Here is a 22,932-nt window from a genome sequence, read left to right as displayed (position 1 = left end):
TCAATCGTGTTCACAGTATCAATATCGCCCTGAAATCATTCACATTGGTACGCGTTGGGCCGCTGACGACCAGGTCATCGAGGGCGCTGAAAAAGCCGTAGCCGTCGTTATTCTCCAGCAGGCTGCGGGCGCGTAAATTTTTTGCTGCTGCACGACTGATGGAGTCGGGTGCGTACAGGGCGCCGGCATTGTCTTCGGAGCCATCGATGCCATCGGTATCGCAGGCTATCGCATGGATGTCCGGATGGCTGTCCAGCGCGACGGCCAGGCTCAGCAAGAATTCTGCATTACGGCCACCACGTCCTTTGCCACGCACGGTGACGGTGGTTTCACCGCCAGAAATCAGTACACAAGGTTTCTGGAATGGCTGCCCATGTTTGGCCACCTGTTTTGCCAGTGCGGCATGCACCAGCGCCACATCGCGTGCTTCGCCTTCTATGCCGTCGGACAAAATATAGGGGGTGATGCCAGCGGCGTGTGCGGTGGCGGCTGCGGCTTCCAGTGCTTCCTGCGCGGTGGCGATGATGTGATGACTGTGGCTGCTAAAGCGTGGGTCGTCGGGCTTGGGGGTTTCACCCTTGCCGCTTTCCAGATGCTGCAAAATCTCAGCCGGGATGGCGATGTCGTATTTGCGCAAGATTGCCAATGCCTCGGCACAGGTAGTCGCATCGGGCAGGGTGGGGCCGCTGGCAATGATGCCGGGTTCATCACCGGGTACATCGGATATCAGCAGGGTCACCACGCGTGCCGGGGCGCAAGCCAGCGCCAGACGACCGCCTTTGATGGCAGACAGATGTTTGCGCACGCAATTCATTTCAGAAATCGCTGCGCCGCTTTTCAGCAAGGCTTTGTTGATGGCCTGTTTTTGTTCCAGGCTGATACCGTCTGCCGGCAATGCCAGCAGGGCAGAGCCGCCGCCAGAAATCAGGCATAGCACCAGGTCGTCTTTGCTCAGTCCTTGTACCATGTTCAGTATACGTGCAGCGGCCTGTTTGCCTGCTTCATCCGGCACCGGGTGGGCGGCTTCCACCACTTCTATCTTGCGGCAATCTGCACCGTGGCCATAACGTGTTACTACCAGGCCGGACAGTGCACCTTGCCAATGCTGCTCCACCACTTTAGCCATGGCTGCTGCGCCCTTGCCAGCACCGATGACCAGCGTGCGCCCTTGCGCTGGTGGTGCTGGCAGAAACGCAGGCAGGCATTTTTCTGCACTGACGGCAGCAACGGCGCTGCTGTAGAGGTCAAGCAGGAACTGGCGAGGGGCGAGGGTGGTCATGGTATGGCTTTCATTGAATTGCAGATGTTTTATCAAATGGCATAGCGAGCTTGTTGCAGTCCGTGCCGCTTGCTATTCAAACAAAACTGAGTATGCCTGACAGATTGCCGCCAAATCGCCATTCATGGAATGAAATTTTTTCGTGTGTGCTTGGGCTATCAGGTGCATACAGGGCGCTGGTGCAGGCTATCGTTGCGTGCTTCTGGGAGGTATTCAGCAGTTTTGTGGTTAAATCATTCATTTGATCAAACTGAGCGGTGCGTCATGACAGTAAAAGATAACAAACAGCACATATTCGCCAGCCTGCACGAGGCAAAAGTGGCGCTGGACAATTTGCTGGCGAATGAAGAGGCGCTGGCCTCTATTGAACAGGCTGCCCGGCTACTGGTTGGCGTGTTTGAAAACCAGGGCCGTGTGTATAGTTGCGGCAATGGCGGTTCCATGTGTGATGCCATGCATTTCGCCGAAGAACTGACCGGTCGTTACCGCAAGGACAGGCCCGCGCTGGCCGCCATGGCCATCAGCGATGCCGGGCATCTGAGCTGTGTCAGCAATGACATGGGTTATGAACAGGTGTTTTCCCGTTTCATAGAAGCCCATGGCCGGGCCGGAGATTGCCTGCTGGCCCTGAGCACCAGCGGTACCAGCAAGAATGTGATCCGCGCGGCAGAAGCGGCACAGGCGCGTGGCATGCACGTCATCATACTCAGTGGTCGACGTAGTGAAGTGCTGGAAAAATTGAGCAGCACCTACATTTGCACACCTGGCGGACAATTTGCCGACCGCGTGCAGGAACTGCATATCAAGGTCTTGCATATCCTGATCGAGTTGGTGGAACGTCATTTTTTCTCGCAAAATTATGCCTGAGGAGTGGGTAAAACAAGCGGCAATCCAGATACGCCGCGCCGTTCAGCATGACAACGTTCCGATACGCAAAATCGTTGCCGCATCGCTGGCCGGCTTTGGCATCAGCGTTGAATTTTCCGGGTTGGATGCAGCCATAGGCGCTGCGGGTTTGTCAGACAGCAGCAATGCGATAGAACTGGTGGCCGAACTGGATGGCGAAGTGGTCGGCTGCCTGGCAGTGGAAGCCTTGCTTCCTGCAAGAAAGTGGCCATCGGGGTATATTCAGGGCTTCTTTGGCTTCCGTTTATTCCGATGTCAGAACCACGTACCGTCATCCTGCTCGGCAGCGCACGCAACCCGGGCAACACTTATCATCTGGCGCAAGCGCTGGCTGATAAATTGCAGGCCAGCCTGGTGGATCTCAGCCGCTATCAGATCAAGCCCTTTGATTACACCTTCCATAACCAGGATGATGATTTCCCTGGCCTGATTCGCGAAGTCCTGACCTATGAACGCATCATCCTGGCCAGCCCGATCTATTGGTATGCCCCCAGTGGCAGCATGAAGATATTCATGGACAGGTTGTCTGATCTGCTGAAAATCGACAAGCCGCTGGGTCGTCAATTGCGCAGCAAGCGGGCGGCTGTTCTCAGCACGGGGTCGGATGAGATACCGGCAGACTGCTTCGAGCAGATGTTCAAACTCAGCTTTGCCTATCTGGGCATGCAGTACGAAGGCATGCTGTATGCCAGTTGCGATGAGGATTTTATTCTTGAGCAGCATGCAAAAGCCATCAACGATTTTTGCCGGAGGCTGCATGCTGGATGAAGCACAAATACAGACTTACCTGGACAGAATCGCGTATACCGGTCCGCGTGTGGCAACGCTGGACGTGTTGACCGCTTTGCATGTCGCCCACTTGCAGCACATCCCGTTTGAAAACCTGGATATCAGCCTGGGTCACAAGCTGGATTTATCTACACCGGCTTTGCTGGATAAGCTGTTGCAGCAGCGGCGTGGTGGTTTTTGCTATGAATTGAACCAGGCATTCAGGCTATTGCTGCAGTCTTTCGGTTTCCAGACCAGCTTGATTGCTGCGCGCGTATTCAATGGCAAAGACTATGGGCCAGATTTTGATCATATGCTGATACAGGTGCAGCTGGATGGACAAGGCTGGATTGCCGATGTCGGTTTTGGGGATAGCTTCCGTACGCCGCTCACTATGAATGGCCAGCCCATCACTGAACTTGGCATGCAGTATCAGGTGCAGCCCGAGCCGGGGCTTGAGCCAACTACGGCTTGCTTCAAACTGATGCAGGGCAGGGATAACAAGAGCATGCAGCCGCAATTCCACTTTTCCTTGCAGGCTTTCGAGATCGATGATTTTGCGGCCATGTGCCTGTATCAGCAGACTTCACCCCTATCGCACTTCACGCAAAAAACCATTTGCTCGATAGCCACACCGCAGGGGCGCATCAGCATCTCCAACAACAAATGCATCAGCACCGAGCGTGGGGTCAGACAGGTGCACAGTATGCGTGACGAGAATGAATACCGCGCCCTGTTGCAGCAGCATTTTGGTATCCACCTGACTGCCGATGCCGACATACAAAAACTGATGGCACGCCACCCGGTCTGAGTTGACTGACTACGCTTAGTCGATGATGCGCATCTTGAATTGTCTGCCCTTGATATTCGTGCGGCTCAGGCGGTCCACGGTTTTGACGGCGACATGGCGGTCAAGCGCTACATAGGTGATAAATTCGGACACATTGATTTTGCCTACCTGTTCTTTCTTCAAGCCCAGGTCTGCGGTCAGTGCACCCAGCAGATCACCGGGGCGCAGTTTGTCTTTTTTACCACCCATGATGCAGACGGTCATCATCGGTGCTTCCAGGTGCTGTGCATCCTGATTCTGTAGTTCATGAATATCTGCCCAAGCGACAGCTTCACCCTGATATTCTTCTATCAGCTTCACCCATTTCTTTTCACCCGGCGTCGCCAGGCTCAGCGCCAGGCCTTTTTCACCGGCGCGGCCCGTGCGGCCTATGCGGTGGATATGCACTTCGGTATCCTTGGATACATCGACGTTGATGACGGCACCCAGGGTTTGTATATCCAGGCCACGGGCGGCGACATCGGTGGCCACCAGCACTGAACAACTCTGGTTGGCAAAACGGATCAGCACTTCATCGCGGTCGCGCTGTTCCAGGTCACCATGCAGGGCCAGGGCGCTGATGCCACGTGCATGCAATTCTTCTGTCAGTTCGCGGCAATGAATCTTGGTATTGCAAAAAGCAATGGCGGATGCCGGTTGATAATGATGGAGCAACTGCGCGACAGCAGCGTTGCGTTCTTCCGGCGTTACCAGGTAAAACAGTTGTTCGATATGATTGGCCGCATGTTGCGATTCAACCTTGATTTCCACTGGTTCCCGCAATAACTGTTCGCTGGCCTTGCGGATATTATCCGGATAGGTGGCGGAAAACAGCAGGGTTTGCCGGCGTGGAGAAGTGGCTTCGACAATGTTATAGATATCATCGTAAAAGCCCATGTCCACCATGCGGTCGGCTTCATCCAGTACCAGGGTCTGGACAGTTTTCAGGTTGATGGTGCCGCGGCTGATATGGTCTATCAGCCGCCCCGGCGTACCGACCACGATGTGTGCGCCGTGTTCCAGCGAAGCGATTTGCGGGCGCATGGCGGTACCGCCGCAAAGGGTGATGATCTTGACGTTTTCTATGGCCCTGGCCAGACGGCGTAATTCATTCGCCACCTGGTCTGCCAGTTCTCGTGTCGGGCAGATCACCAGGCCCTGTACTGCAAAATAGGTAGGATTGAGTTTTGCCAGTATGCCCAGGCCAAAGGCCGCGGTCTTGCCACTGCCGGTTTTGGCCTGGGCAATCAAATCCTGCAGTTGCAGGATGACGGGCAGGCTGGCGGCCTGTATGGGGGTCATTTCCTTGTAGCCCAGACTTTCCAGATTACTGAGCAGGGGGGCGGACAGGGATAGCGAACTAAAGGCGGTAGATGCAGACATGGGAATAATTTCAAAAATAGGAGTGGCGGTTGTGCTTGCCCGCCAATGGCAGGACCATGGCGAGCCGACGACAGTAGCGCAGGATATGCCGCCATTGTAGGTGAAGCGGGCGTCGTGGTGGGAAAGCTTTATGCAACAAGCATCTATGGCAATAACAACAAGGCCCGCATTGCGGGCCTGTTTTTACCTTGCAGATAAGCTGGTAGTGCAGCAGTGTTGCGGCCTTTTATGCGGCCCCAACATCAGGCGTGCCACAGCAGATATTCTATGCCGTTCTGTATGGCACCGATGACCAGCGCCTGGTTTTCGGTACTTTCGCAAAAACTGGCGAGTGCACCGGCCGCCGTGATCTTGTTGGTATTGAGCTGATCCAGCCAGTAATTGAAGCCGGATTGATCCGGCGCACGGTGCAATACATTCTGGTAAAAATTCGTGACCAGGGTGGTATTGGAAGGCTTGCTGCCATATAGCTTCTGGAATTCCGCCGATTGCATGAAGCCAGCCGCCACCGTAGTCAGGCCGGATCCCTTGTCCATGTCGGCGATCCAGTAACCCAGACCCAGCATGTCCGGCTTGCGGTCAAAGGCGGCTTGGTACAGGCGATATGCCTGGCCGGCGGTGCCGGTGATATCCAGGGCAATGTTTTCATCGCTGAATTGCAGGCGCTCCACGTTGATCAGATTGTCGGCACCGTCGGTGCCGCTTTTTGCCTTGATGAAGGCGGTATTGCTCACCGCAGTTACTGTGTAGTTGGTGTGCAGGCCGTTATAAATTGCCGTATCCAGGCCAAGACCACCGTCAATCGTGTCATTGCCAGCGTTGCCGGTAAAGGTATTGCTGATGGAATTGCCTATCAGGGTGTCGTCACCGGCACCGCCTATGGCATTTTCTATAAAGGCCTGGTAGGCGATACCCAGGTTAGCTATACCATTATAGGTGGGTACCGTTCCCCCGGTGAAACCGGCGGGGGTAGGGGCAGACACCATGCGTATGTCGGAATAATTACCCGGCGTCAGGTCAATCTTGCAGGCCAGGGTGAAATTGGCAACCGAAATCGTATCATTGCCACCTGCATCCCATAGCGTTTTCAGGAAAGGCTTGTCGGTTTCAAAGGTGTAGACATCATTTCCGGTTTTGTAAGTCGTGTTGGCGCCATACATGTCTTGCATGGCGGCGATGTCGGCAACCATCGGCGTTTCTGGCACGATATTCTGGTATGTAAAAATCGGTTTGCCATTCGTGCCATAGGTAATGGTACGGAACAGGTCGTTCGCCTGCTTGGTATACGACATGATGGTGAATTGCCGCGTATCGAATGCGGTCGGCATGATGACACCATCTTCAAACGGGTGCTTCAGACCCAACGCATGACCCAATTCATGCAAGATGGCCTGGTAATTATAGGAACCCACAGTCCAGTCCGTATCCTGGTTTGTGGTGGAGGTGGAAATCCAGATATCGCCGCCCTCCGGATAAAAACTGGTCGGGTTATATGCCCATCCCCACGCCGTTTTGCCGGTGCTGGTTTTATCGGTGGCAGAAGTCAGGGCAATACGGATATCACCGGCAGAGCCACTGTTATCTGCTACCTGGGTGAACTGAATATTGGCGACGTCAGACCAGGCCTGCATGGCGGTTTTCGCTGACTGTTGCTGTACTGTGTTTAATGCTGCGTGGGAGCTTGCATTCGGTTCATCGGTCGTCGAATATGTGCTGGATCCATTGTGACCAAAAAAATAGGAATCGCCGGTTGACCATGGAAAACTGTAGGCGAGCGAAATTCCCGTTTGCAGCCCGGTACCCCATTTGGCACCTGCAAGCAGCGCATCGATCAAAATAACACCGGTTAGTGGTACGTTGGTTGTGGGTACGGTGTTGTATGGGGTAGGCATGTCGCTTAAAAATAAAAAGTGGTTGAACCCTGGGATCAAAAACAGATCGCTGTAATGTTGCTTATTGTAACGGGGAAAAAACCGATTATTATGAAGATTGTGGTAATTTGATTAAGGTTTCTGCGCTAAAAATACAGATATGTGGTTTTCGCAGGATGCAACTGGTAATAATGTCATTGTCGTTTTAAGCTCAGCACTTGTTTCTTAACCCGGAGTCAGCTCATGATAATACTTGCCATAGTTGTGCTTTTGCTCATTGCCTTTCTGCTGTACATCGCGTCTTTGCCAGATGCTTTCCGGGTTGAGCGCTCACTGGAAATCAATGCCGCCAGTGAACAGATTTTCCCCTTGATAAATGATTTCCACGCGTGGGAAGCCTGGTCGCCATGGGAAAAAGCCGATCCTCAGGTCCAGCGCAGTTATAGCGGTAATGACAGTGGCCCCGGGGCGGTGTATGCCTGGCAGGGGAATAAGCAACTGGGCGAAGGGCGCATGGAAATTCTGGAAACCCGGCCACATGATTATCTGCGCCTGCAAATCAATTTCTATAAACCTTTTGCGGCCCAGAACACCATAGAATTCAAGCTGGAAAACCAGGCTGGCAAGACCGTGGTCAGCCACGCCATGTTTGGCCCCAGCAATTTTATGTCCAAGCTGATGGGCGTGTTTTTTAATATGGACAAGATGGTGGGGGGCAAATTTGATGAAGGCTTGCAGAGCCTGAAAGCAATTGCCGAGAAATCGTCGACGTCGGCTGCCGGAAAATAAACATGGTCAGGCAACGTAAATTGTATGCCTGGCTCTGTGATCACAGCGTAGCCTGCTTTGTCTTGCTGACAGTCAGTTTTCTGGTGTTTGGCAAATTGTCTTTCGACCTGATACACCTGTTCAGTGCCAATGCCGACTACCTGCTGGACAACGGCTGGATAGGGCTGATGGAAGGTGGCCTGCAGCAGTTGCTGGAATTGCTGGCCACCTCTTGCGGTGCCATGATCGCTTACGTGCTATTCAAACTGTGCGAAAACGCCCTGGTAGAGCGGCTGCGCCACCACAAAAATGAGCAAGACTGATCATGCTCGCGCGATGGTGCTTGCGTAAGCTGTGATCTGTCAGGGGGAAGCACAGTGAATATCAGGGATGTGGCGTATCAAACCAGAATGCTGAAGGTCTTGCATTACATCGACCAGCATCTGGAACAAGACTTGTCGGTAGAGTCATTGAGCGCAGTCGCTGCATTCTCAAAATTTCATTTTCACCGACAGTTTTCTGATTACTTTGGTATAGCGGTGATCAAGTATGTGCAATTGTTGCGCCTGAAGAAGGCCGCGCATGTACTGGCTTTTCGCCAGCACCGTCAGGTCATCGATATTGCTCTTGAAAGCGGATATGAAAGTAGCGAGGCATTTTCTCGCGCGTTCAAGAAAAGCCTGGGGCACAGTCCTGCGCATTTCAGAAAACAGTCACAGTGGACCGCCTGGCAGAACAGCTACTTATCCCTACACCACATGAGAGAACAGCATATGTCAGCCCAGCACCAGCTTGATGATGTGAAAATCATCACCTTCCCCGCAACCAGCATCGCCGTATTGGAACATCGCGGCGACCCCGCGCTGCTGAATAGCAGCATTCAGAAATTCATTGCCTGGCGCAGACAAAACAAATTGCCGCCAAGCGTCAGCGCAACCTTCAACCTGATTTATGATGATCTGGAAAATTGTATTCCCAGTCAATACCGTTTCGACTTGGGGGCGGCGGTACAAACGCCAGTAGAAGAGAATGCTGCCGGCATCGTCAATAAAATCATACCGGAAGGGTCTTGTGCCGTATTGCGGCATACAGGATCAGATGCCTTGCTGGGTGCCAGCATACGGTTTTTATACGGACAGTGGTTACCACAAAGTGGTGCCAGCTTGCGCGACTTTCCGCTGTTTTTGCAACGCCTGAGTTTTTACCCGGATGTACCGGAACATCAGATGAGGATAGATATATTTTTGCCTTTGAATTAAGGCGTGTTGACCTGGGTTAACACGCCCAAAAGCATGGGACTAGCGCAAGTCAGCAATGGCTTGCGCTAGCCAGCAGACAATTATTTCAATGTCCAGGCAAACGCAAGGTCGTTCCAGCCTTGTGCAGCGCCAGTCTGGAAGCGGCATGCTTTCAGTGCCTGCAGGGATGCTTTATCGAGTTTGCGGAAACCGCTGGAAGCAACGATTTTTGCATCAACAACGGAACCTTGTTTATCCACCACGTAGCTGATCTTGACTAGGCCTTCTTGCTCGTCAGTCAAGGCACGTTGATCATAAGATGGAGCTTCGCAACCGGATTCAGCAAATGGGTTACGGACTTCTACGGCGAATGCCGGTGCGGTGACCAAAGCAAAAGCCAGTGTGGATACTATTGCATAGAGGCGGAAATGTGAGGACATAATAAACTCCTGAAAATAATGAAAGCTATCGATGAATTTGCTGTTGCCCCTGGGGCATTTGACTGCCACCAAATCGAGCAGGTGTTTGCACTATACGTCGTGCCAACGCAGCTAAAAAATCAATAATTCGTATAGGCATTATTTCCAAAAAGTATAATTGCTGCGTTGCATCAATTTGGTGCGCTTATCTCATCGTTACCTTCTCAAAAAATCGTTTGCTTGAGCAAAAAGCCTGTAAAGTGGGCGAATCTCGCATCTTTCTGGTCATGCTGGTGCAAAAAACGGCACCAGATGGCATGAAAATATATTTAGAAAATTTGTAAGCAAATGCTGCAAGTGCAGTATTTTTTTTCATGGGCATATGAGAAGATTGGGTTTTTATTAATATTTAGCCTGCTCTATGCTTACCAATTCAATTGCTGACCGGCAATTTGAACGTTTCTGAAATTCATTGTTGATGCGCATTCATAACGTGAAGGTAATCAAAACCTTCCCATACTGTTGTGTACTTGTATGACAAGCCGTTGTCTTCAAGCATATTTGCCTCAAATCAATTTTTTCGCAGTAACGAGAATCATCTTCAGGTTAGAATTGCCCTCAGTGTAATAGTGAATACGTGATGACCAGTTCACCTTGCTTTGTGCTTTGTTAACCAAAATGCTTTATTTCACTGAAATTTGTTGAATTTGTGCAAACACTACAAGATTTTTTACAGCGTTGGCAGCAGCGAGGAATCTATACCCGGCTATTTGTACCGCTCTTTTTCTTGATATTTGCCGTCAGTGGTTTGCGCTACTACCTGCTGCTGGATGCAGAAACCCTGGATGCCCGCCAAAGGTCAGAGGCAGAGCTGCGGCATTCTTTTCATTACCTGATCCCGGTATTGAGTGCATTGTCGGCGCAAGGTGATAGTAAGGGCATACACACCTTACTGGATCAGGAAGTACGTTCCAGCACCATCATTACCCGTATTATCTGGAGTTATGGCAAGCAGCAGTTTGTCGGGCAAGATCCGCAACTCCAGCGTGCTGCGGTGCCGGCCTGGTTCAATAATGTGTTGTCCTTGCCTGAGGAAACTGTTGCCAATGAAGTCAGACTGGCCAATGGGGATGCTGCCATGCTGCGGCTTGACACCACGGCCGAGTATGAAAAAGAACACATCTGGGAAAAGTTCATTACCCAGGCAAAAATCTCGCTGGGGATTATTTTCACCATCTACCTCTTGCTGAGCCTGATACTGCGCTCGAATGCCAGAACGATCAGCCGCCTGGCCAACGTAACTGAGCAATTCAAGCAAGGCCAGCATGCGGTACGCATGTCGGTGTCGGGCACGGCAGAAGCGCGCGCCCTGGCCCTGACCTTTAATAGTATGGCAAATGAAGTGCAAGCCTTGCTGCTGACTTTACAACGCAGCCAGCGCGACCATAGCGAGCAATTGCATTTCACCTGGCAATTGCTGAATGCCTTGCCGATACCGATATTCTTCCAGGACCAGCATGGCATCTGCAGACGGGTGAACCATGCCTGGGAACTGATGTTTGAACTTAGTGCCGAAGAAGTCATAGGGCAGCCCATGCCTGCCCTTTTCAGTGATAAGAGCGTACCTGGTGTATCCAGCATGCCCCTGATGCCGGATGATGCCGGCGATACAGTGAAACGGGTGACAGAGGCCAGGGCCCATGTCTCCGGCAAGCATCTGGATGTCATCTTTTATCAGGCGAACCTGACCAATGTCGATGGTGAGCCGGTTGGCAGCATCGGTGCCATGATCGACATCAGCGAACGCATTCAGGCGCAGGCAGCATTGGCCGCTGAAAACGAAAAGGTGGAAACCACTCTGGCTTCGATTGGCGATGCCGTCATCAGTACCGATGTCGATGGCCGCATCCTGATGCTCAACAAACTGGCACAGCAACTCAGTGGCTGGAGCCGGGAAGAGGCATGCGAGTATCACTTGCAGGATGTATTTTTCCTGGCCGACTCTGTCAGCCGGGTTGGATTGGGTGATTTTGTCAGCAATATCTGCAACAGCGAAGACGTCCTGCAGGCCAGCAACCAGATACTGGCTGCGCGTGGTGGCAGGCAGATCGAAGTGGATTACACGGCGGCACCGATACGCCAGAAAGATGGCAGCGTCACCGGTTGCGTACTGGTGTTCCGCGATGTCAGTGAACGCCGGCAACTGATACAGCAACTGTCCTGGCAGGCAGGTCATGACGTGCTGACCGGGCTGGAAAACCGGGCCTCGCTGGCCGACCGTTTTAGTCTGGCTATCAACAGCGCCCGTGAACAGCAATGCTGGCTGGCTGTTTGCCTGCTCGATCTCGATTATTTCCAGGTCATCAATGAAAAATACGGCCATGAATTTGCTGACAAATTATTGCAGCAGGTCGCGCGCCGTCTGGAAATCAGTGTGGGTTCCAGCAATAGCGTAGCCAGGCTGGGTGGCGATGAATTTGTGGTGCTCTTGCACAACCAGACCGATGTCGCCGGGGTAGAACTGAGCCTCGCCCTGTTGCTGGCCGAACTGGCACAACCCTATGAAATCGAGCAACGCATGGTCAGCATGTCGGCCAGCATCGGTGTGGCGATTTACCCGCGTGATGATATCAATGCTGATACCTTGTTGCGCTGTGCCGACCAGGCCATGTACCAGGCAAAACTGAGCGGACGTAACCAGTTCCATCTGTTTGATGCCGAGCAGGACCAGCAGTTGCGCACCCATCATAATCAGCGCGCCCGCGTCAGGCAGGCTTTGCACCAGAGTGAACTGTGCCTGTATTTCCAGCCCAAAGTGAATATGCACCTGGGCCATGTGACAGGCATGGAAGCTTTGTTGCGCTGGCAGCACCCGGAACATGGCATCGTCGGCCCGCTGGAATTTTTACCTCTGGTCGAACACACAGATCTGATCATTGATATCGGTGACTGGGTCTTGCAGCAGGCCATGGAACAACTGCGGCTATGGAATCGTGAACACCAGCAATGGATAGTCAGCGTGAATATCGCTGCCCGTCATTTCCAGAGCAAGAATTTTTTACCGCGCCTGCGCAAAATACTGGCTGACTATCCGGATGTCGCGCCCGAACGGCTGGAAATAGAAATTCTCGAATCCGCCGCCATACAGGATATTCAACATGTGCGCGAAGTCATGCTGGCCAGCCAGAAAATGGGTGTGAGTTTTGCGCTCGATGATTTCGGTACCGGTTATTCTTCCCTGTCTTACCTCAAGCGTTTGCCCGCCAATACCTTAAAAATCGACCAGAGTTTTGTGCGCGATATGCTTGAAGACAAAGATGATCTGGCCGTGATCAGCGCCGTCATCGGCTTGGCGCGCGCCTTCAACCGTGAGGTGATTGCGGAAGGGGTGGAAAGTGCCGAACATGGCGTCGCCCTGATGCGACTCGGCTGCATGCTGGCACAAGGGTATGGCGTGGCGCGGCCGATGCCGGCACTGCAGGTCAGTGACTGGGCAAAAAATTACATCATGCCGTCGATATGGAGCCAGGGCAAAGACTTGCATTGGGAAGGTGCCTGAACCCTGATCGCCGGCAGCGTGACATGCGGCGCCAGCACCAGCAGACAGACGTAAAAAAAGCGAATCACCTCAATGATTCGTTTTTTTTACGATGAAGACTTGCTTACTTCGTCGGGTACCTGATCGTCATTTCCTTCAGCACATTGTCGGCATGATCAACTTCGCTCATGACCCACAGCATGTAGCGGATATCGACATGGATGGCCCTGGTGATGGCGCTGTCAAAATACCAGTCCTTGGTAATCGATTCATAAGTGGAATCAAAATTCAGGCCCACCAGTTCACCATTCTTGTTCAACACGGCAGAGCCGGAATTGCCGCCGGTGGTATCCGCCGTCGACAGGAAATTCACCGGAACGGTATTCAAAACCTTGTCCTTAAATATGCCATAGTGCTTGTCCTTGATGCTGGCCAGCAGATTGATGGGTGCTTCGAACGGCGCTTTGCCGGTATCTTTTTCCAGTATGCCTTCCACCGTGGTGAATGGCCCCTTGCTGATGCCATCACGTGGTGTGTACGGAGCCACCGTGCCATAGGTGACGCGCAAAGTTGAATTGGCATCGGGATACACCGGTTTGCCTATGGATTTCTTCCACGCGATGACAGCCTGCATGTATTGCGGGATGATGCGTTCCAGGTTGCCGTCTACTTCCTTGCGCTGGTTTTCCAGCGCCATATCAATTTCATGCAGCTTGATGGCCAGGCGAATGAAGGCATCGTCCGCAGCGTCGAACGCAGCGCGGTGCTTGCTCATCCAGCCCAATCGTGTGGCCGTGTTACCCAACTGGCTTTGCTGATACAGGTTGACCACGCTTTCCGGCGCTGGCAGCAAGGCGTCCAGTCCTGGCGGATGAGCATGCTCTGGCAATTTGCTATAGCGTTGCAGGGCGGCCGTGAAGCGTGCCTGATCGACATTGGGCAGATAAGATTGTTCGAGGCGGTTCAGGCGTCCGGCGATAAAAGACAATTCGCGCTGTTGATAATCGGCATGACGTTCGACATCCGGTTTTTCGCTTTCGATGGCGACGCGGTACAGCGTGCGCGCACTTTTCAGCATTTCACCAGTATGGATGATGGTCCATGCCGTTTCTTGTTCAGACAGCGTCATGTCACTGGCGATGACCGCATCCAGTTCTGACAGCAAAGTCTTGTTGTCGCCATGCTGTTTATACCAGGCACGGAAATCGGCATCCTGGCCATCCTTGATGGCGGCCAGGTCTTTGCGCGCAAAGCCAGCCAGCAAGCCTTCGGTTTTTTTCAAACCGTTGTTGATGCCTTTGACGACGCTGGCGTAACGTACTTCTGCAGTCTTGTCACCGGCGCTTGCGGCCTGGATGACGGCAATATCGGCCGTGGATTCAGCCACCTTGGCCGGATAGCTGCGGTCACGCGCAAAACGTATTTCTGCCGGCAATTTATAACGGCTGGTGCGTCCTGGGTAACCCGCCAGCAAGATCGGGTCACCGTTTTTCAGACCCTGTGCCGACACCACCAGGAAGTCTTTGGACTGATACGGGATATTGTCGGCAGACGGGTCAGCAGGACGACCATCCTTGCCCACATAGGCGCGCAAAAATGAATAGTCGCCGGTATGACGCGGCCATTCAAAATTATCGACTTCACCCCCAAAATTGCCAATCTTGTCAGAGGGTGCGTACACCAGCCTGACGTCACGTATCATCATCTGGCGTATGCGGTAATACTCCAGTCCGCGATGGAAGCTGGGTACGGAACAACGATAGGCCTTGTCCTGTTCGCATTCAGCAATCAGGGCCTTGATGCGGTTTTCCACCTGTTCATAGCGGGCACGGCCAGACATGGTGGCCGTCAATCCCTTCAACACCTGCTCGGTGACGTTGTCTACCTTGTCGGTGATGTACATATGCGCATCTGGTCCGGCAGGTAATTCCTCGGCCTTGGTACGGGCCAGGAAACCATCGCTGATGTAATTCTTTTCTGCCGTGGAATTTCTCTGTATGGCCTTGTACGCGCAGTGATGATTGGTCACGACCAGACCGCTGTTTGACACAAAAGAAGCAGAACAGCCGCCCAGCGACACCATGGTATTCAGTGGGTGCTTGCTCAAATCCGCCAGTTTTTCAGCCGGGATGCTGATGCCTATGCGTTTGAGTTCAGATTTTAACTGAGGTAACTGATGTGGCTGCCACTGACCTTCGTCAGCATGGGCGGATGAAAAAGCACCGGCAACAGCCAGCGTGAGGGCGATAACTTTGAACAAATTGGTCTCCAACGAGGTAAAACATACGGGCGGCAGTATAGCTGTACCCGTCAACAAAAATAGCTGGTGTGCAGAAAAATTCAGCGAAATACGGTGACTTGCGGTCAAATTTTCAGTTTGCTTATTAAAATGGCAGAAAATCCAGACAATAGCAGTCAATTACAGACACATATCTACAAATTTAGTTCCTGTCTTGTGCGGCGACAAGTGCAGATTATTTCCATTATTCCGCTAGAAGGAATAATGAATTATAAATGATGGGGATTCTAATCCTGCTGACTTTGCTACATAGTAGATACCAGACCTTCACTTTACGCCAACTACCTGATTGGAAACCATCATGTCCCGCGCCTTTGCTGATATCAGCTTCACACCCAGTGTCAAAGCAGCACAAAGCCTGTATGGCAGCCGGGAAGACAATCTTGGTTTTGAAATGGTGGATGAAAAACGCGATCATTTGCTGGAGCGTGATATTGAATTCCTGCAGGCGCGCGACAGTTTTTATCAGGCGACGGTGTCTGAAAATGACTGGCCTTATGTGCAGCACCGGGGCGGCCCGGCGGGCTTTCTGCAGGTATTCGATGCCAAAACCATAGGCTATGCCGACTTTTCCGGCAATGCGCAATACCTGAGTGTGGGCAATCTGTTTGCAAATGACAGGATTTCCCTGATTCTTATTGATTATCCCAGACAGCGGCGTATGAAAATCTGGGGCCGGGCCCGTATCGTCCACGAAAATGAAGAGCCTGAGCTCATCGCCAGACTGACAATGCCGGCCTACCGTGTCCGGGTTGAGCGTGCCGTCATCATCACGGTAGAAGCGGTCGAATGGAATTGTCCGCAACACATCACCCCCAAGTTTAGCGAAAGAGAAGTGCAGGGGATGATGGCGGAATTGCTGGAAGAAAACCAGCTGTTGCACCAGCAACTGCAGCAATTGCAGCAATTACAGCACCCGAAGGCCGCCGGTTAGGGAAGACTGTGTGCGGGATAGTATTTGCTTGCTATCCCGGCATCGGCTGCACGGGGGCGGCTATAATGGGGGACCCACAGCAAAGACAGGCACCATGAAACTCTATCGTTATCTGACCGGCCCCGACGACAAGGCATTCTGCCTGCGTGTATCTGAAGCGCTGAATAAGGGCTGGACCTTATATGGCGGACCGACCCTGAGTTTTAATGGTGAGGACACGATAGCCGGTCAGGCCATCATCAAGGAAATGGACGGCGAATTTTCAGCCGATCTGGACTTGTCGGCTATGTAATGCTGCTAAGTAATGCTGATATGTAATGCTGCTACGTACCGGTCATCCGGTACAGCACCTGTTCTGATCTTCCCTTCCTATTTATGAAACAGCAACACGATCAATTTCCCTCGGCGCTGGAAGCGGTTTTTCTGGTCGCTTTTCTGATGGGCGCGGAATTTGTCATCAACGCCGCTTTTTACGATATGCGTTCTGTGGTGGGCATGGACCCTGCACATATGATAGGCATCGTTTTCCTGCTGGCCAATGCAGCGTTATTTACGGTACTGCTGCACTACAAAAAGATGACGTATTCATCCCTGTTTCATGCCTCCCCTACCCCGGTGGGTGCTACCGTTGGCTTGCTGGGTGTGCCGGTACTGATGCTGGTGCCGGCATTGTCGCTGCTGATCATGCTGCTGGAGCAAATGCTGGTGCAATGGATGCCGGTACCAGCAGCGCAGCAAAAGATTTTTGAACAGATGATGCTAAGTGGCCTGTCGTCCATCGTCACTGCCTGCCTGATTGCCCCGGTGGTGGAAGAAATGCTGTTTCGCGGGATTATCCTGCGCAGTTTCCTGGGCCAGTATTCACGCTGGCAAGCGATCTGCGGGTCGGCTTTGCTGTTCGGTTTTGCGCACCTGAATATCTACCAGTTCTTTGCCGCCTTCCTGCTCGGCTGCCTGTGTGGCTGGCTGTATGAACGCAGTCGTTCCTTATGGCCGGGTATCATTTTGCACGCCAGCTATAACAGCCTGGCCATGCTGATGGAGCGCTGGTCGGTATCCGGGGAAGACTGGCAACCCTCACCAGCTCACTGGGTGATTGCCATCGTCTTGTTTGCCATTGGCGCTGGCTTGTTGCACAAGCTGCTGTTAAGGCGAACATAAGACGAACTTAAGGTGAGGAATTTAAGGTGACGAATTTAAGGTGACGAATTTAAGGTGACGAATTTAAGGTGACGAATTTAAGGCCCGCTTTGCCAACGACAGGAAGAAGCGATTAGACCCTGCGGGAAAGGCGCATGCCCTTCCCCTGGCTGTTTAGTCTGGCTGCATTTCGCGCTTCAGGCGACGCTGCACTTCCCAATCCAGTTCGGTTTCACGTTTCTTTTCCAGTGCATCGATATGGCGCAGTTTCTTGCCTTCGACAAACAGGCCGGACAACAGCAGGCGTGGCTTGCTGGTGGCGGACACCATGCCATGTGTCGCCCAGCGTGAACGTGGCAGGGTGGTGCCAGCCAGGATGCCGTAATCGCTGCCGCAACTGATGCCTTTTTCACCAATCACGGATTCACCCGACTTGATGTACTTGGCCGCATAAATCGTAGCCTTGGTGGCGATCCAGCGTCCACAATGGATTTCACCGCGCAGGCTGCTGATTTCGCCGGTGGCGCGCAAGCTGCCCCAGGTACTGATATCGCCCTGGCTGCACAGGCTGTCCACTTCCAGGTTGCCCTGGCAAATCACGGTGGCGGCAAACAGGCTGCCTTCTACCTGGACATCGGTTTCGCTGAACAATTCACCCTGACAATTGCAGTCACCGGCAACATGGATACCAGCCGCCGACAAATGTCCGCCGATAAACTGGATTTCGCCGGCTTCCAGCACATCGTCGAGTTGTACATTGCCATGGCAATCCAGGTCGGCACAGGTCAGGTAACCCAGTGCCTGGATATCTCCATAACCGCCAAAGGCGTCATGATGGTCATGACGTGCCAGGATAGCCGGATGCACCAGTTGATGAATGAAATTACTGTCAGCCGCCAAAGCCTTGCGCTGATCCAGTTCCAGCATGCGTGCCATCCAGTCGGCGCTGCAACCGGTTTTCAGCAGGTATTCGACTTCAATATTGCCACCGACATCCAGCGTATGGCCAACATACAGCGATTGCACGCGGATATCGCCGGTTACTGTCAATTTACCCAGGCAAAATACTTCTTCTGCTTCCAGGTCACCATCGATCAGGCAGTCACCACCGACGATAAGCTGGGTGGTGATCAGGGCGTCGCCCTGTACATGTACGTCACCCGTGCTGGCAAATTGCTTGCGTTTCAGGCGTGTGGTTTGAACCGGTAAAGGCGCAGGAAGAATGGCGGGCACGGTGATTTTTGTGGCCACGGTGGCAGTGCGCTTGGACATGGTAAGCCTTGCAGAGAGAATGGTAATCGGAGAAGAGTAAAGACGAACAAGGCGGCATTATCCCAGAGTTTTGCCGTCAATCGGCATTTGGATTGACGGTATTGGCGGTGTTGCCGATGTCGCCAGCTAACTCAGGACGGCAAGGCATCCAGCCTGCCGGCTTCTGCCAGCTCGCGGATGATGCGTACGGTTTCTACGTCGGCTTCGTGATAGGCCGATTTGCGGTATTCGTTATACATATCATTTTCGGCATCGTGCTGTGCGCTCTGCCCATTGTCATAGCTGAAACGCACGAACAGCGCCTGTGGCTGCGGTTCTTCTATACTCATGCGCAGGGTGGAATGCGGGATTTCTTTCTGCGCTGCGACATCGTAATGCACATGTTCCAGATGCACGAAACTGACACGGTCGGTGACTTCCAGCTCGCCATACTTCAGCGTACGCGTCATGCCGGCTTCGGTGCGCTCCATGATCAGGGCGTCGTCCAGATAAGACACAAACATTCTTGGCATTTCTGCCCTTAGTACCAGACCACGCCACAATTGCTCGCGGGTGATGACTTCTATCATGGGATTGCTCAGATCATTGATTTCTACCAAATGCTCAAATTTCATGGGACACCTTTTTTCAGTAACCCATAGTTTACCTCGCCTGCCGGGCATTGTAAGCAAATTCTATGTCGGAGCACTTGCCAGGATGACAGCAATCTAACTGCTCAAGACCTTGTTGACCAGATCCATGAATTGCTGGTAACGGATGGGTTTTGCCATATAGGCATCGCAACCCGCTGCCATGAAGCGTTCTTTGTCACCATGCATGGAAAATGCCGTCAATGCCATGATACGGATATGCGCGGTAGTAGCATCATTCCTGAGCAGGCGCACTGCTGTCATGCCGTCAATGCCGGGCAATTGCATATCCATCAAGATCAAGTCCGGCAACTGTTCTTTTGCATAACGCAGGCCCACTTCTGCATCAGGGGCTTGCAACACCTCGTGACCGGCATTGTTGAGCAGAAAGGAGGCCAGTTTCATGTTGACAGGATTGTCTTCCACGATCAGTACGCGTGCCATGTCATTTTCCTCTGCCGGCCATGGCACGTCTGACTTCGCCGATGAAACGGCCATGATTGAATTCGGATTTTTCCATTACTTTTTTAACATCGCCGCTCAGGCGTAGCTTGTCTTCGGTGGTGATTTGTTTGGCTGTCAATATCATAACGGGAATTCCGGCGGTGCTGGCATCTGCTTTCAAAGCTTCAACCACGTCAAAACCGTTGACTTCGGGCATCATCAAATCCAGTACGATCAGGTCAGGCTGGGCGTGACGGGCTGTATGTATACCTTCCTGGCCACCCAGGGCAGACAAGGTACGGTAACCGAAACTGTCGAGGTAGGTTGTAATGAGTTGTATCGCCTTGGGGTCATCATCAATGATCAGCGCACTTAACTGCCGCCCGCTGCTGCGCGATGCAAATCCCAGTTGTGCCAGGGCGGCATTCATGGTTTCCCTTGATACCGGTTTTTGCATGACCTGCGCTGCCCCCAGCGACATGCCACGGCCACGGTCAGCCACGATGGAAATAATCACTACCGGTACTGATGCAAACCGGGTTTCCTGTTTAAAGCGTTGCAAGAATTCCCAGCCATCCATGCCCGGCAACAAAATATCCAGGGTGATCAGGTCAGGACATTCCTGTTCAGCCAGGGCCAGGGCACTTTCTGCCGAGCTGGCCCGCACGATGCGAAAGCCTTCGCTTTCCAGTTGCAGGCGCAATACTTCAGCGGCCTGGTCATCATCTTCTATCACCAGTGCCAGCAGCGTGCCGCTGGTATCGGCAACCGGGGCAGGAATACTGCTATGGCTGACCAGCACGGGCGCGTTGCCGAGAATCGCTTCCACCTGTGCGGCAGAACGTAAAGGCAAGAGTACCGTGAAAGTGGAACCCTGGTCTGGTTCACTCTGCAGTGTCACGCTGCCGCCATGCAATTCTGCCATGCGCTTGACCAGGGCCAGGCCCAGTCCGGTACCCTGATGGCGGCGTGCCAGGCTGCTGTCTATCTGGGTAAATGGCCGGAACAGGCGCGTCTGTTCTTCTGCCGACATGCCTATGCCGGTATCGCTGATGCTGATTTCAAGATAATGTTCATACCGTCCGCCCGCGATCTTCACACCATCGACGCGGCGGGCAGCAATGCTGACTTTGCCGCCTTCAGGCGTGAACTTGACGGCATTCGATAACAGGTTGTAGATGATCTGTTTGATCTTGACTTCATCAAGCCAGGCTTCACCCAAGTCTTCCTGTACCTCTGCACTCAGTTGCAGCCCCTGCATCAGGGCCTGTTCACGCACGATTTGCAAGCTGGACTGCACCAGCGGTCCGACGCTAACGGCTTCGAAATTCACATTCATTTTTCCAGCCTCAATCTTGGACAGGTCAAGAATGTCATTGATCAGGCTCAGCAGGTGCTTGCCACTATTGAAAATATCATTGATGCCTTCGCTTTGCCGGGCATTCATTTCTCCCATCAGGCCATCCCTGAGTATTTCTGAAAAACCGATGATGGCATTCAGGGGAGTACGCAATTCATGCGACATATTCGCCAGGAATTCGGATTTCATCAGGCTGGCTTGTTCCAGTTGCTGATTTTTAGCCGCAATTTCTTCACTGCTGATGCGCAGGCGGTCAGCCAGCAATTTCAGGTCGTTATACTGACGCAGATTGTGCAGGGCGACACCCAGCTGTATCACCAGTTTTTCCAGAAACGCCTGATCGCTGTCAATCAGCCTGGTGGTTGCAGCTAGCACCAGCACCGCCATACGGCGTTCCTGATAAGTGACTGGCACCATCAACACCTGGGTCGGCGCGAAATCTGCCAGCCCGGCCTCCAGCTTCAGGTAGCCAATATCCAGGAAATTGGTTTTGCCGCTCAGGGCTGCCTGACCCAGCAAACCTTCGCCCAGCGCGAATTGGCGTGGCACCTCGCGGCCCAGGCCATGCCCTGCTTCACAGCGGAACAAGGCATTCCATTCATCAAATCCATACAAGGCAGATACGGCGAAACCGTGGCGTTCGGCCAGCAGGTCCAGCAGGCCGGAAAAAATTTTCTCACGGTCGAAGCTGGTGGCAAACAGGTTTTGCGCCTGTACCAGAGTGTCGTCATAATGGGCGGCAGCCCTTAACTTGCGCTCAGTATGGATAAAGTCGGTGACATCCACATTCACCGCCAGACCACCGACGATGCGACCGCTGTCGTCACGCAAAGGGGTGGTATTATTTGAAATGGTTTTGCGACTGCCATCAAAGCAGCGTATGTCTGCCAGTTCGTTCAAAATGGTTTCACCGTTTTGCAGGGTGCGTGCCAGCGCCCATTCATTTGCCGCGATGCGTTTGCCGCTATCTGGCCACCAGCCTACATATTCGCCATATTGATCCATGCTTACATGACGCGCACCGCTCCAGAGTTTTTCGCCATACTGATTGATCTGGGTCAGCAAACCGTTGCGATCTGAAATGAACACACCGACCGGCAAGATGTCCAATATCTGCTTGAGTAGCGATTCACTATCGTGAACGGCTTTTTCGGCAGCCGAGCGATGTTTGACATCAATCCTGATTTGTTGCCACAGCAAGAACCAACCCAGCAAGGTGATTACCACCATCAACGTGCCGACATTGCGCGCCTGCACTGCACTCTGCTCGGCTTGTCGGCTGCGCTGACTGAGTAATACCTGTTCTTCCTGTTCCATTTGCCTGATTTGTTCCAGCAGGCTTTCCATGATGATGCGTGGTGTCCCGCCTATCAGTCTTTGCCGCGCGGCTTCAAAACCGGCTTCCTTATACAGTCGCAAGGTCTGGTCCAGGGTGTTCAGGCGTTCATTCAGTCTTTGTGCCAGGACTTTCCCTTGCAATTGCTGGCGTGGATTGTCTGCCGTCAGCTCAGTGATTTTTTTCATGGCAGCCTGTGCCTGCGTCGTCTGCGCTTCGCGCTGGCCGATGAAGGAAGCATCACCAGTAATCAGATACAGTCTTTGCACGCTTTCCATTTCCAGCACACCTGATTTCATGTCATCCAGCGCACCCATGACCTGATAGGTATGTTCTACCCAGTAGGAATTGTTGCGGTATTCCTGCAATGCGCGATACAGTTGCCATCCGGCTGTCAGCAGCAATATCAGGCCAAGGCCCAGACCGGTGACCAACCTGAATTCTGTACTGAATTTTTTCATGTGGTTCTTCCTGTGGAACTGGATATTGTCACTGCATGACCGCTATGAAACTGATACA

Annotated in this window: 19 protein-coding genes; 10 read left to right on the top strand and 9 right to left on the bottom strand. The window is 52.8% G+C overall.

Translation table 11 applies throughout. The features are described from left to right. Positions 1–10 precede the first annotated feature (10 nt). Positions 11–1,279: a glycerate kinase type-2 family protein gene (locus ACO0LM_RS26635; RefSeq protein ID WP_423041635.1), complete on the bottom strand. Its 1,269-nt coding sequence runs from the start codon at positions 1,277–1,279 to the stop codon at positions 11–13. A 264-nt stretch (positions 1,280–1,543) separates the two neighbouring features. Here ACO0LM_RS26635 and ACO0LM_RS26630 point away from each other — a divergent pair, with 264 nt between their 5' ends. The 3 genes from ACO0LM_RS26630 (at position 1,544) to ACO0LM_RS26620 (ending at position 3,764) form a co-directional block, all read left to right on the top strand. Then, the gene (locus ACO0LM_RS26630; protein WP_423041633.1) at positions 1,544–2,146 is read left to right on the top strand and encodes an SIS domain-containing protein; all 603 of its coding nucleotides are present in this window, start codon (positions 1,544–1,546) and stop codon (positions 2,144–2,146) included. Between the two features lie 291 nt (positions 2,147–2,437). Then, positions 2,438–2,953 (top strand): flavodoxin family protein, encoded by a 516-nt coding sequence (locus ACO0LM_RS26625; protein WP_423041631.1) that lies wholly within the window; start codon positions 2,438–2,440, stop codon positions 2,951–2,953. Beyond that, positions 2,907–3,764 carry an arylamine N-acetyltransferase family protein gene (locus ACO0LM_RS26620; protein WP_423041630.1) on the top strand — a complete coding sequence of 286 codons (858 nt, stop codon included), beginning with the start codon at positions 2,907–2,909 and terminating at the stop codon, positions 3,762–3,764. The genes ACO0LM_RS26625 and ACO0LM_RS26620 overlap by 47 nt, the downstream gene beginning before the upstream one ends. 15 nt (positions 3,765–3,779) lie before the next feature. On the opposite strand, the gene dbpA is transcribed toward ACO0LM_RS26620, so the two are convergent. Both dbpA and ACO0LM_RS26610 read right to left on the bottom strand, forming a co-directional pair. Then, positions 3,780–5,165, bottom strand: coding sequence for an ATP-dependent RNA helicase DbpA (gene dbpA, locus ACO0LM_RS26615; RefSeq protein ID WP_423041628.1), 1,386 nt, complete (start codon positions 5,163–5,165; stop codon positions 3,780–3,782). Between the two features lie 242 nt (positions 5,166–5,407). Beyond that, positions 5,408–7,057, bottom strand: coding sequence for a DUF4214 domain-containing protein (locus ACO0LM_RS26610; protein ID WP_423041626.1), 1,650 nt, complete (start codon positions 7,055–7,057; stop codon positions 5,408–5,410). A 222-nt stretch (positions 7,058–7,279) separates the two neighbouring features. On the opposite strand from ACO0LM_RS26610, the gene ACO0LM_RS26605 reads away from it, so the two are divergent. From ACO0LM_RS26605 to ACO0LM_RS26595, 3 genes are read left to right on the top strand one after another with little or no spacing between them, the layout of a single operon-like run. Further along, positions 7,280–7,825, top strand: coding sequence for an SRPBCC family protein (locus ACO0LM_RS26605; RefSeq protein WP_423041624.1), 546 nt, complete (start codon positions 7,280–7,282; stop codon positions 7,823–7,825). A gap of 2 nt (positions 7,826–7,827) precedes the next feature. Further along, on the top strand, positions 7,828–8,127 hold the full coding sequence (locus ACO0LM_RS26600; protein ID WP_423041622.1) for a hypothetical protein: 300 nt from the start codon (positions 7,828–7,830) through the stop codon (positions 8,125–8,127). Between the two features lie 54 nt (positions 8,128–8,181). Then, positions 8,182–9,063, top strand: a complete 882-nt coding sequence (locus ACO0LM_RS26595) for an AraC family transcriptional regulator (RefSeq protein WP_423041620.1) — start codon at positions 8,182–8,184, stop codon at positions 9,061–9,063. An 80-nt stretch (positions 9,064–9,143) separates the two neighbouring features. Here ACO0LM_RS26595 and ACO0LM_RS26590 read toward each other — a convergent pair whose 3' ends face one another. Beyond that, positions 9,144–9,482, bottom strand: a complete 339-nt coding sequence (locus tag ACO0LM_RS26590) for an energy transducer TonB (RefSeq protein WP_423041618.1) — start codon at positions 9,480–9,482, stop codon at positions 9,144–9,146. 688 nt (positions 9,483–10,170) lie between these two features. Here ACO0LM_RS26590 and ACO0LM_RS26585 point away from each other — a divergent pair. Further along, a complete protein-coding gene (locus tag ACO0LM_RS26585; RefSeq protein ID WP_423041616.1) occupies positions 10,171–13,020 on the top strand; it encodes an EAL domain-containing protein in 2,850 nt (949 codons plus the stop codon). 103 nt (positions 13,021–13,123) lie between these two features. Here ACO0LM_RS26585 and ACO0LM_RS26580 read toward each other — a convergent pair whose 3' ends face one another. After that, positions 13,124–15,259, bottom strand: a complete 2,136-nt coding sequence (locus ACO0LM_RS26580) for a S46 family peptidase (RefSeq protein WP_423041614.1) — start codon at positions 15,257–15,259, stop codon at positions 13,124–13,126. A gap of 340 nt (positions 15,260–15,599) precedes the next feature. On the opposite strand from ACO0LM_RS26580, the gene ACO0LM_RS26575 reads away from it, so the two are divergent. The 3 genes from ACO0LM_RS26575 to ACO0LM_RS26565 all read left to right on the top strand — a co-directional run bounded on the left by ACO0LM_RS26575 (position 15,600) and on the right by ACO0LM_RS26565 (position 17,393). Beyond that, entirely contained in the window at positions 15,600–16,232 is a 633-nt protein-coding gene (locus tag ACO0LM_RS26575; RefSeq protein ID WP_423041612.1) for a pyridoxamine 5'-phosphate oxidase family protein, read from the top strand. Between the two features lie 94 nt (positions 16,233–16,326). Continuing rightward, a complete protein-coding gene (locus ACO0LM_RS26570; protein WP_423041611.1) occupies positions 16,327–16,524 on the top strand; it encodes a DUF1737 domain-containing protein in 198 nt (65 codons plus the stop codon). A gap of 83 nt (positions 16,525–16,607) precedes the next feature. Continuing rightward, complete coding sequence (locus tag ACO0LM_RS26565; protein ID WP_423041609.1) at positions 16,608–17,393, top strand: lysostaphin resistance A-like protein; 786 nt, start codon at positions 16,608–16,610, stop codon at positions 17,391–17,393. Positions 17,394–17,546: 153 nt separating this feature from the next. Here ACO0LM_RS26565 and ACO0LM_RS26560 read toward each other — a convergent pair whose 3' ends face one another. From ACO0LM_RS26560 to ACO0LM_RS26545, 4 genes are all read right to left on the bottom strand, one after another. Then, complete coding sequence (locus ACO0LM_RS26560) at positions 17,547–18,644, bottom strand: hypothetical protein (RefSeq protein WP_423041607.1); 1,098 nt, start codon at positions 18,642–18,644, stop codon at positions 17,547–17,549. Between the two features lie 131 nt (positions 18,645–18,775). Beyond that, positions 18,776–19,258 carry an SRPBCC family protein gene (locus ACO0LM_RS26555; protein ID WP_422973828.1) on the bottom strand — a complete coding sequence of 161 codons (483 nt, stop codon included), beginning with the start codon at positions 19,256–19,258 and terminating at the stop codon, positions 18,776–18,778. Positions 19,259–19,351: 93 nt separating this feature from the next. Then, positions 19,352–19,717 carry a response regulator gene (locus tag ACO0LM_RS26550; protein WP_423041605.1) on the bottom strand — a complete coding sequence of 122 codons (366 nt, stop codon included), beginning with the start codon at positions 19,715–19,717 and terminating at the stop codon, positions 19,352–19,354. 1 nt (position 19,718) lies between these two features. Beyond that, a complete protein-coding gene (locus tag ACO0LM_RS26545; protein ID WP_423041603.1) occupies positions 19,719–22,874 on the bottom strand; it encodes a response regulator in 3,156 nt (1,051 codons plus the stop codon). Positions 22,875–22,932 lie beyond the last annotated feature (58 nt).

Origin of the sequence: Undibacterium sp. Di26W, assembly GCF_049340265.1 — a bacterium.
Lineage (GTDB): Bacteria > Pseudomonadota > Gammaproteobacteria > Burkholderiales > Burkholderiaceae_D > Undibacterium.
Note: the sequence above shows the minus strand (reverse complement) of the source record. Positions and strands in the feature narration are given on the sequence as shown.

Excerpts from the sequence above, each read along its gene's own strand:
- ACO0LM_RS26635 (WP_423041635.1), bottom strand. The coding sequence starts at position 1,279 with ATGACCACCCTCGCCCCTCGCCAGTTCCTGCTTGACCTCTACAGCAGC.
- ACO0LM_RS26630 (WP_423041633.1), top strand. The coding sequence starts at position 1,544 with ATGACAGTAAAAGATAACAAACAGCACATATTCGCCAGCCTGCACGAG.
- ACO0LM_RS26625 (WP_423041631.1), top strand. The coding sequence starts at position 2,438 with ATGTCAGAACCACGTACCGTCATCCTGCTCGGCAGCGCACGCAACCCG.
- ACO0LM_RS26620 (WP_423041630.1), top strand. The coding sequence starts at position 2,907 with ATGCAAAAGCCATCAACGATTTTTGCCGGAGGCTGCATGCTGGATGAA.
- dbpA (WP_423041628.1), bottom strand. The coding sequence starts at position 5,165 with ATGTCTGCATCTACCGCCTTTAGTTCGCTATCCCTGTCCGCCCCCCTG.
- ACO0LM_RS26610 (WP_423041626.1), bottom strand. The coding sequence starts at position 7,057 with ATGCCTACCCCATACAACACCGTACCCACAACCAACGTACCACTAACC.
- ACO0LM_RS26605 (WP_423041624.1), top strand. The coding sequence starts at position 7,280 with ATGATAATACTTGCCATAGTTGTGCTTTTGCTCATTGCCTTTCTGCTG.
- ACO0LM_RS26600 (WP_423041622.1), top strand. The coding sequence starts at position 7,828 with ATGGTCAGGCAACGTAAATTGTATGCCTGGCTCTGTGATCACAGCGTA.
- ACO0LM_RS26590 (WP_423041618.1), bottom strand. The coding sequence starts at position 9,482 with ATGTCCTCACATTTCCGCCTCTATGCAATAGTATCCACACTGGCTTTT.
- ACO0LM_RS26575 (WP_423041612.1), top strand. The coding sequence starts at position 15,600 with ATGTCCCGCGCCTTTGCTGATATCAGCTTCACACCCAGTGTCAAAGCA.
- ACO0LM_RS26570 (WP_423041611.1), top strand. The coding sequence starts at position 16,327 with ATGAAACTCTATCGTTATCTGACCGGCCCCGACGACAAGGCATTCTGC.
- ACO0LM_RS26565 (WP_423041609.1), top strand. The coding sequence starts at position 16,608 with ATGAAACAGCAACACGATCAATTTCCCTCGGCGCTGGAAGCGGTTTTT.
- ACO0LM_RS26560 (WP_423041607.1), bottom strand. The coding sequence starts at position 18,644 with ATGTCCAAGCGCACTGCCACCGTGGCCACAAAAATCACCGTGCCCGCC.
- ACO0LM_RS26555 (WP_422973828.1), bottom strand. The coding sequence starts at position 19,258 with ATGAAATTTGAGCATTTGGTAGAAATCAATGATCTGAGCAATCCCATG.
- ACO0LM_RS26550 (WP_423041605.1), bottom strand. The coding sequence starts at position 19,717 with ATGGCACGCGTACTGATCGTGGAAGACAATCCTGTCAACATGAAACTG.
- ACO0LM_RS26545 (WP_423041603.1), bottom strand. The coding sequence starts at position 22,874 with ATGAAAAAATTCAGTACAGAATTCAGGTTGGTCACCGGTCTGGGCCTT.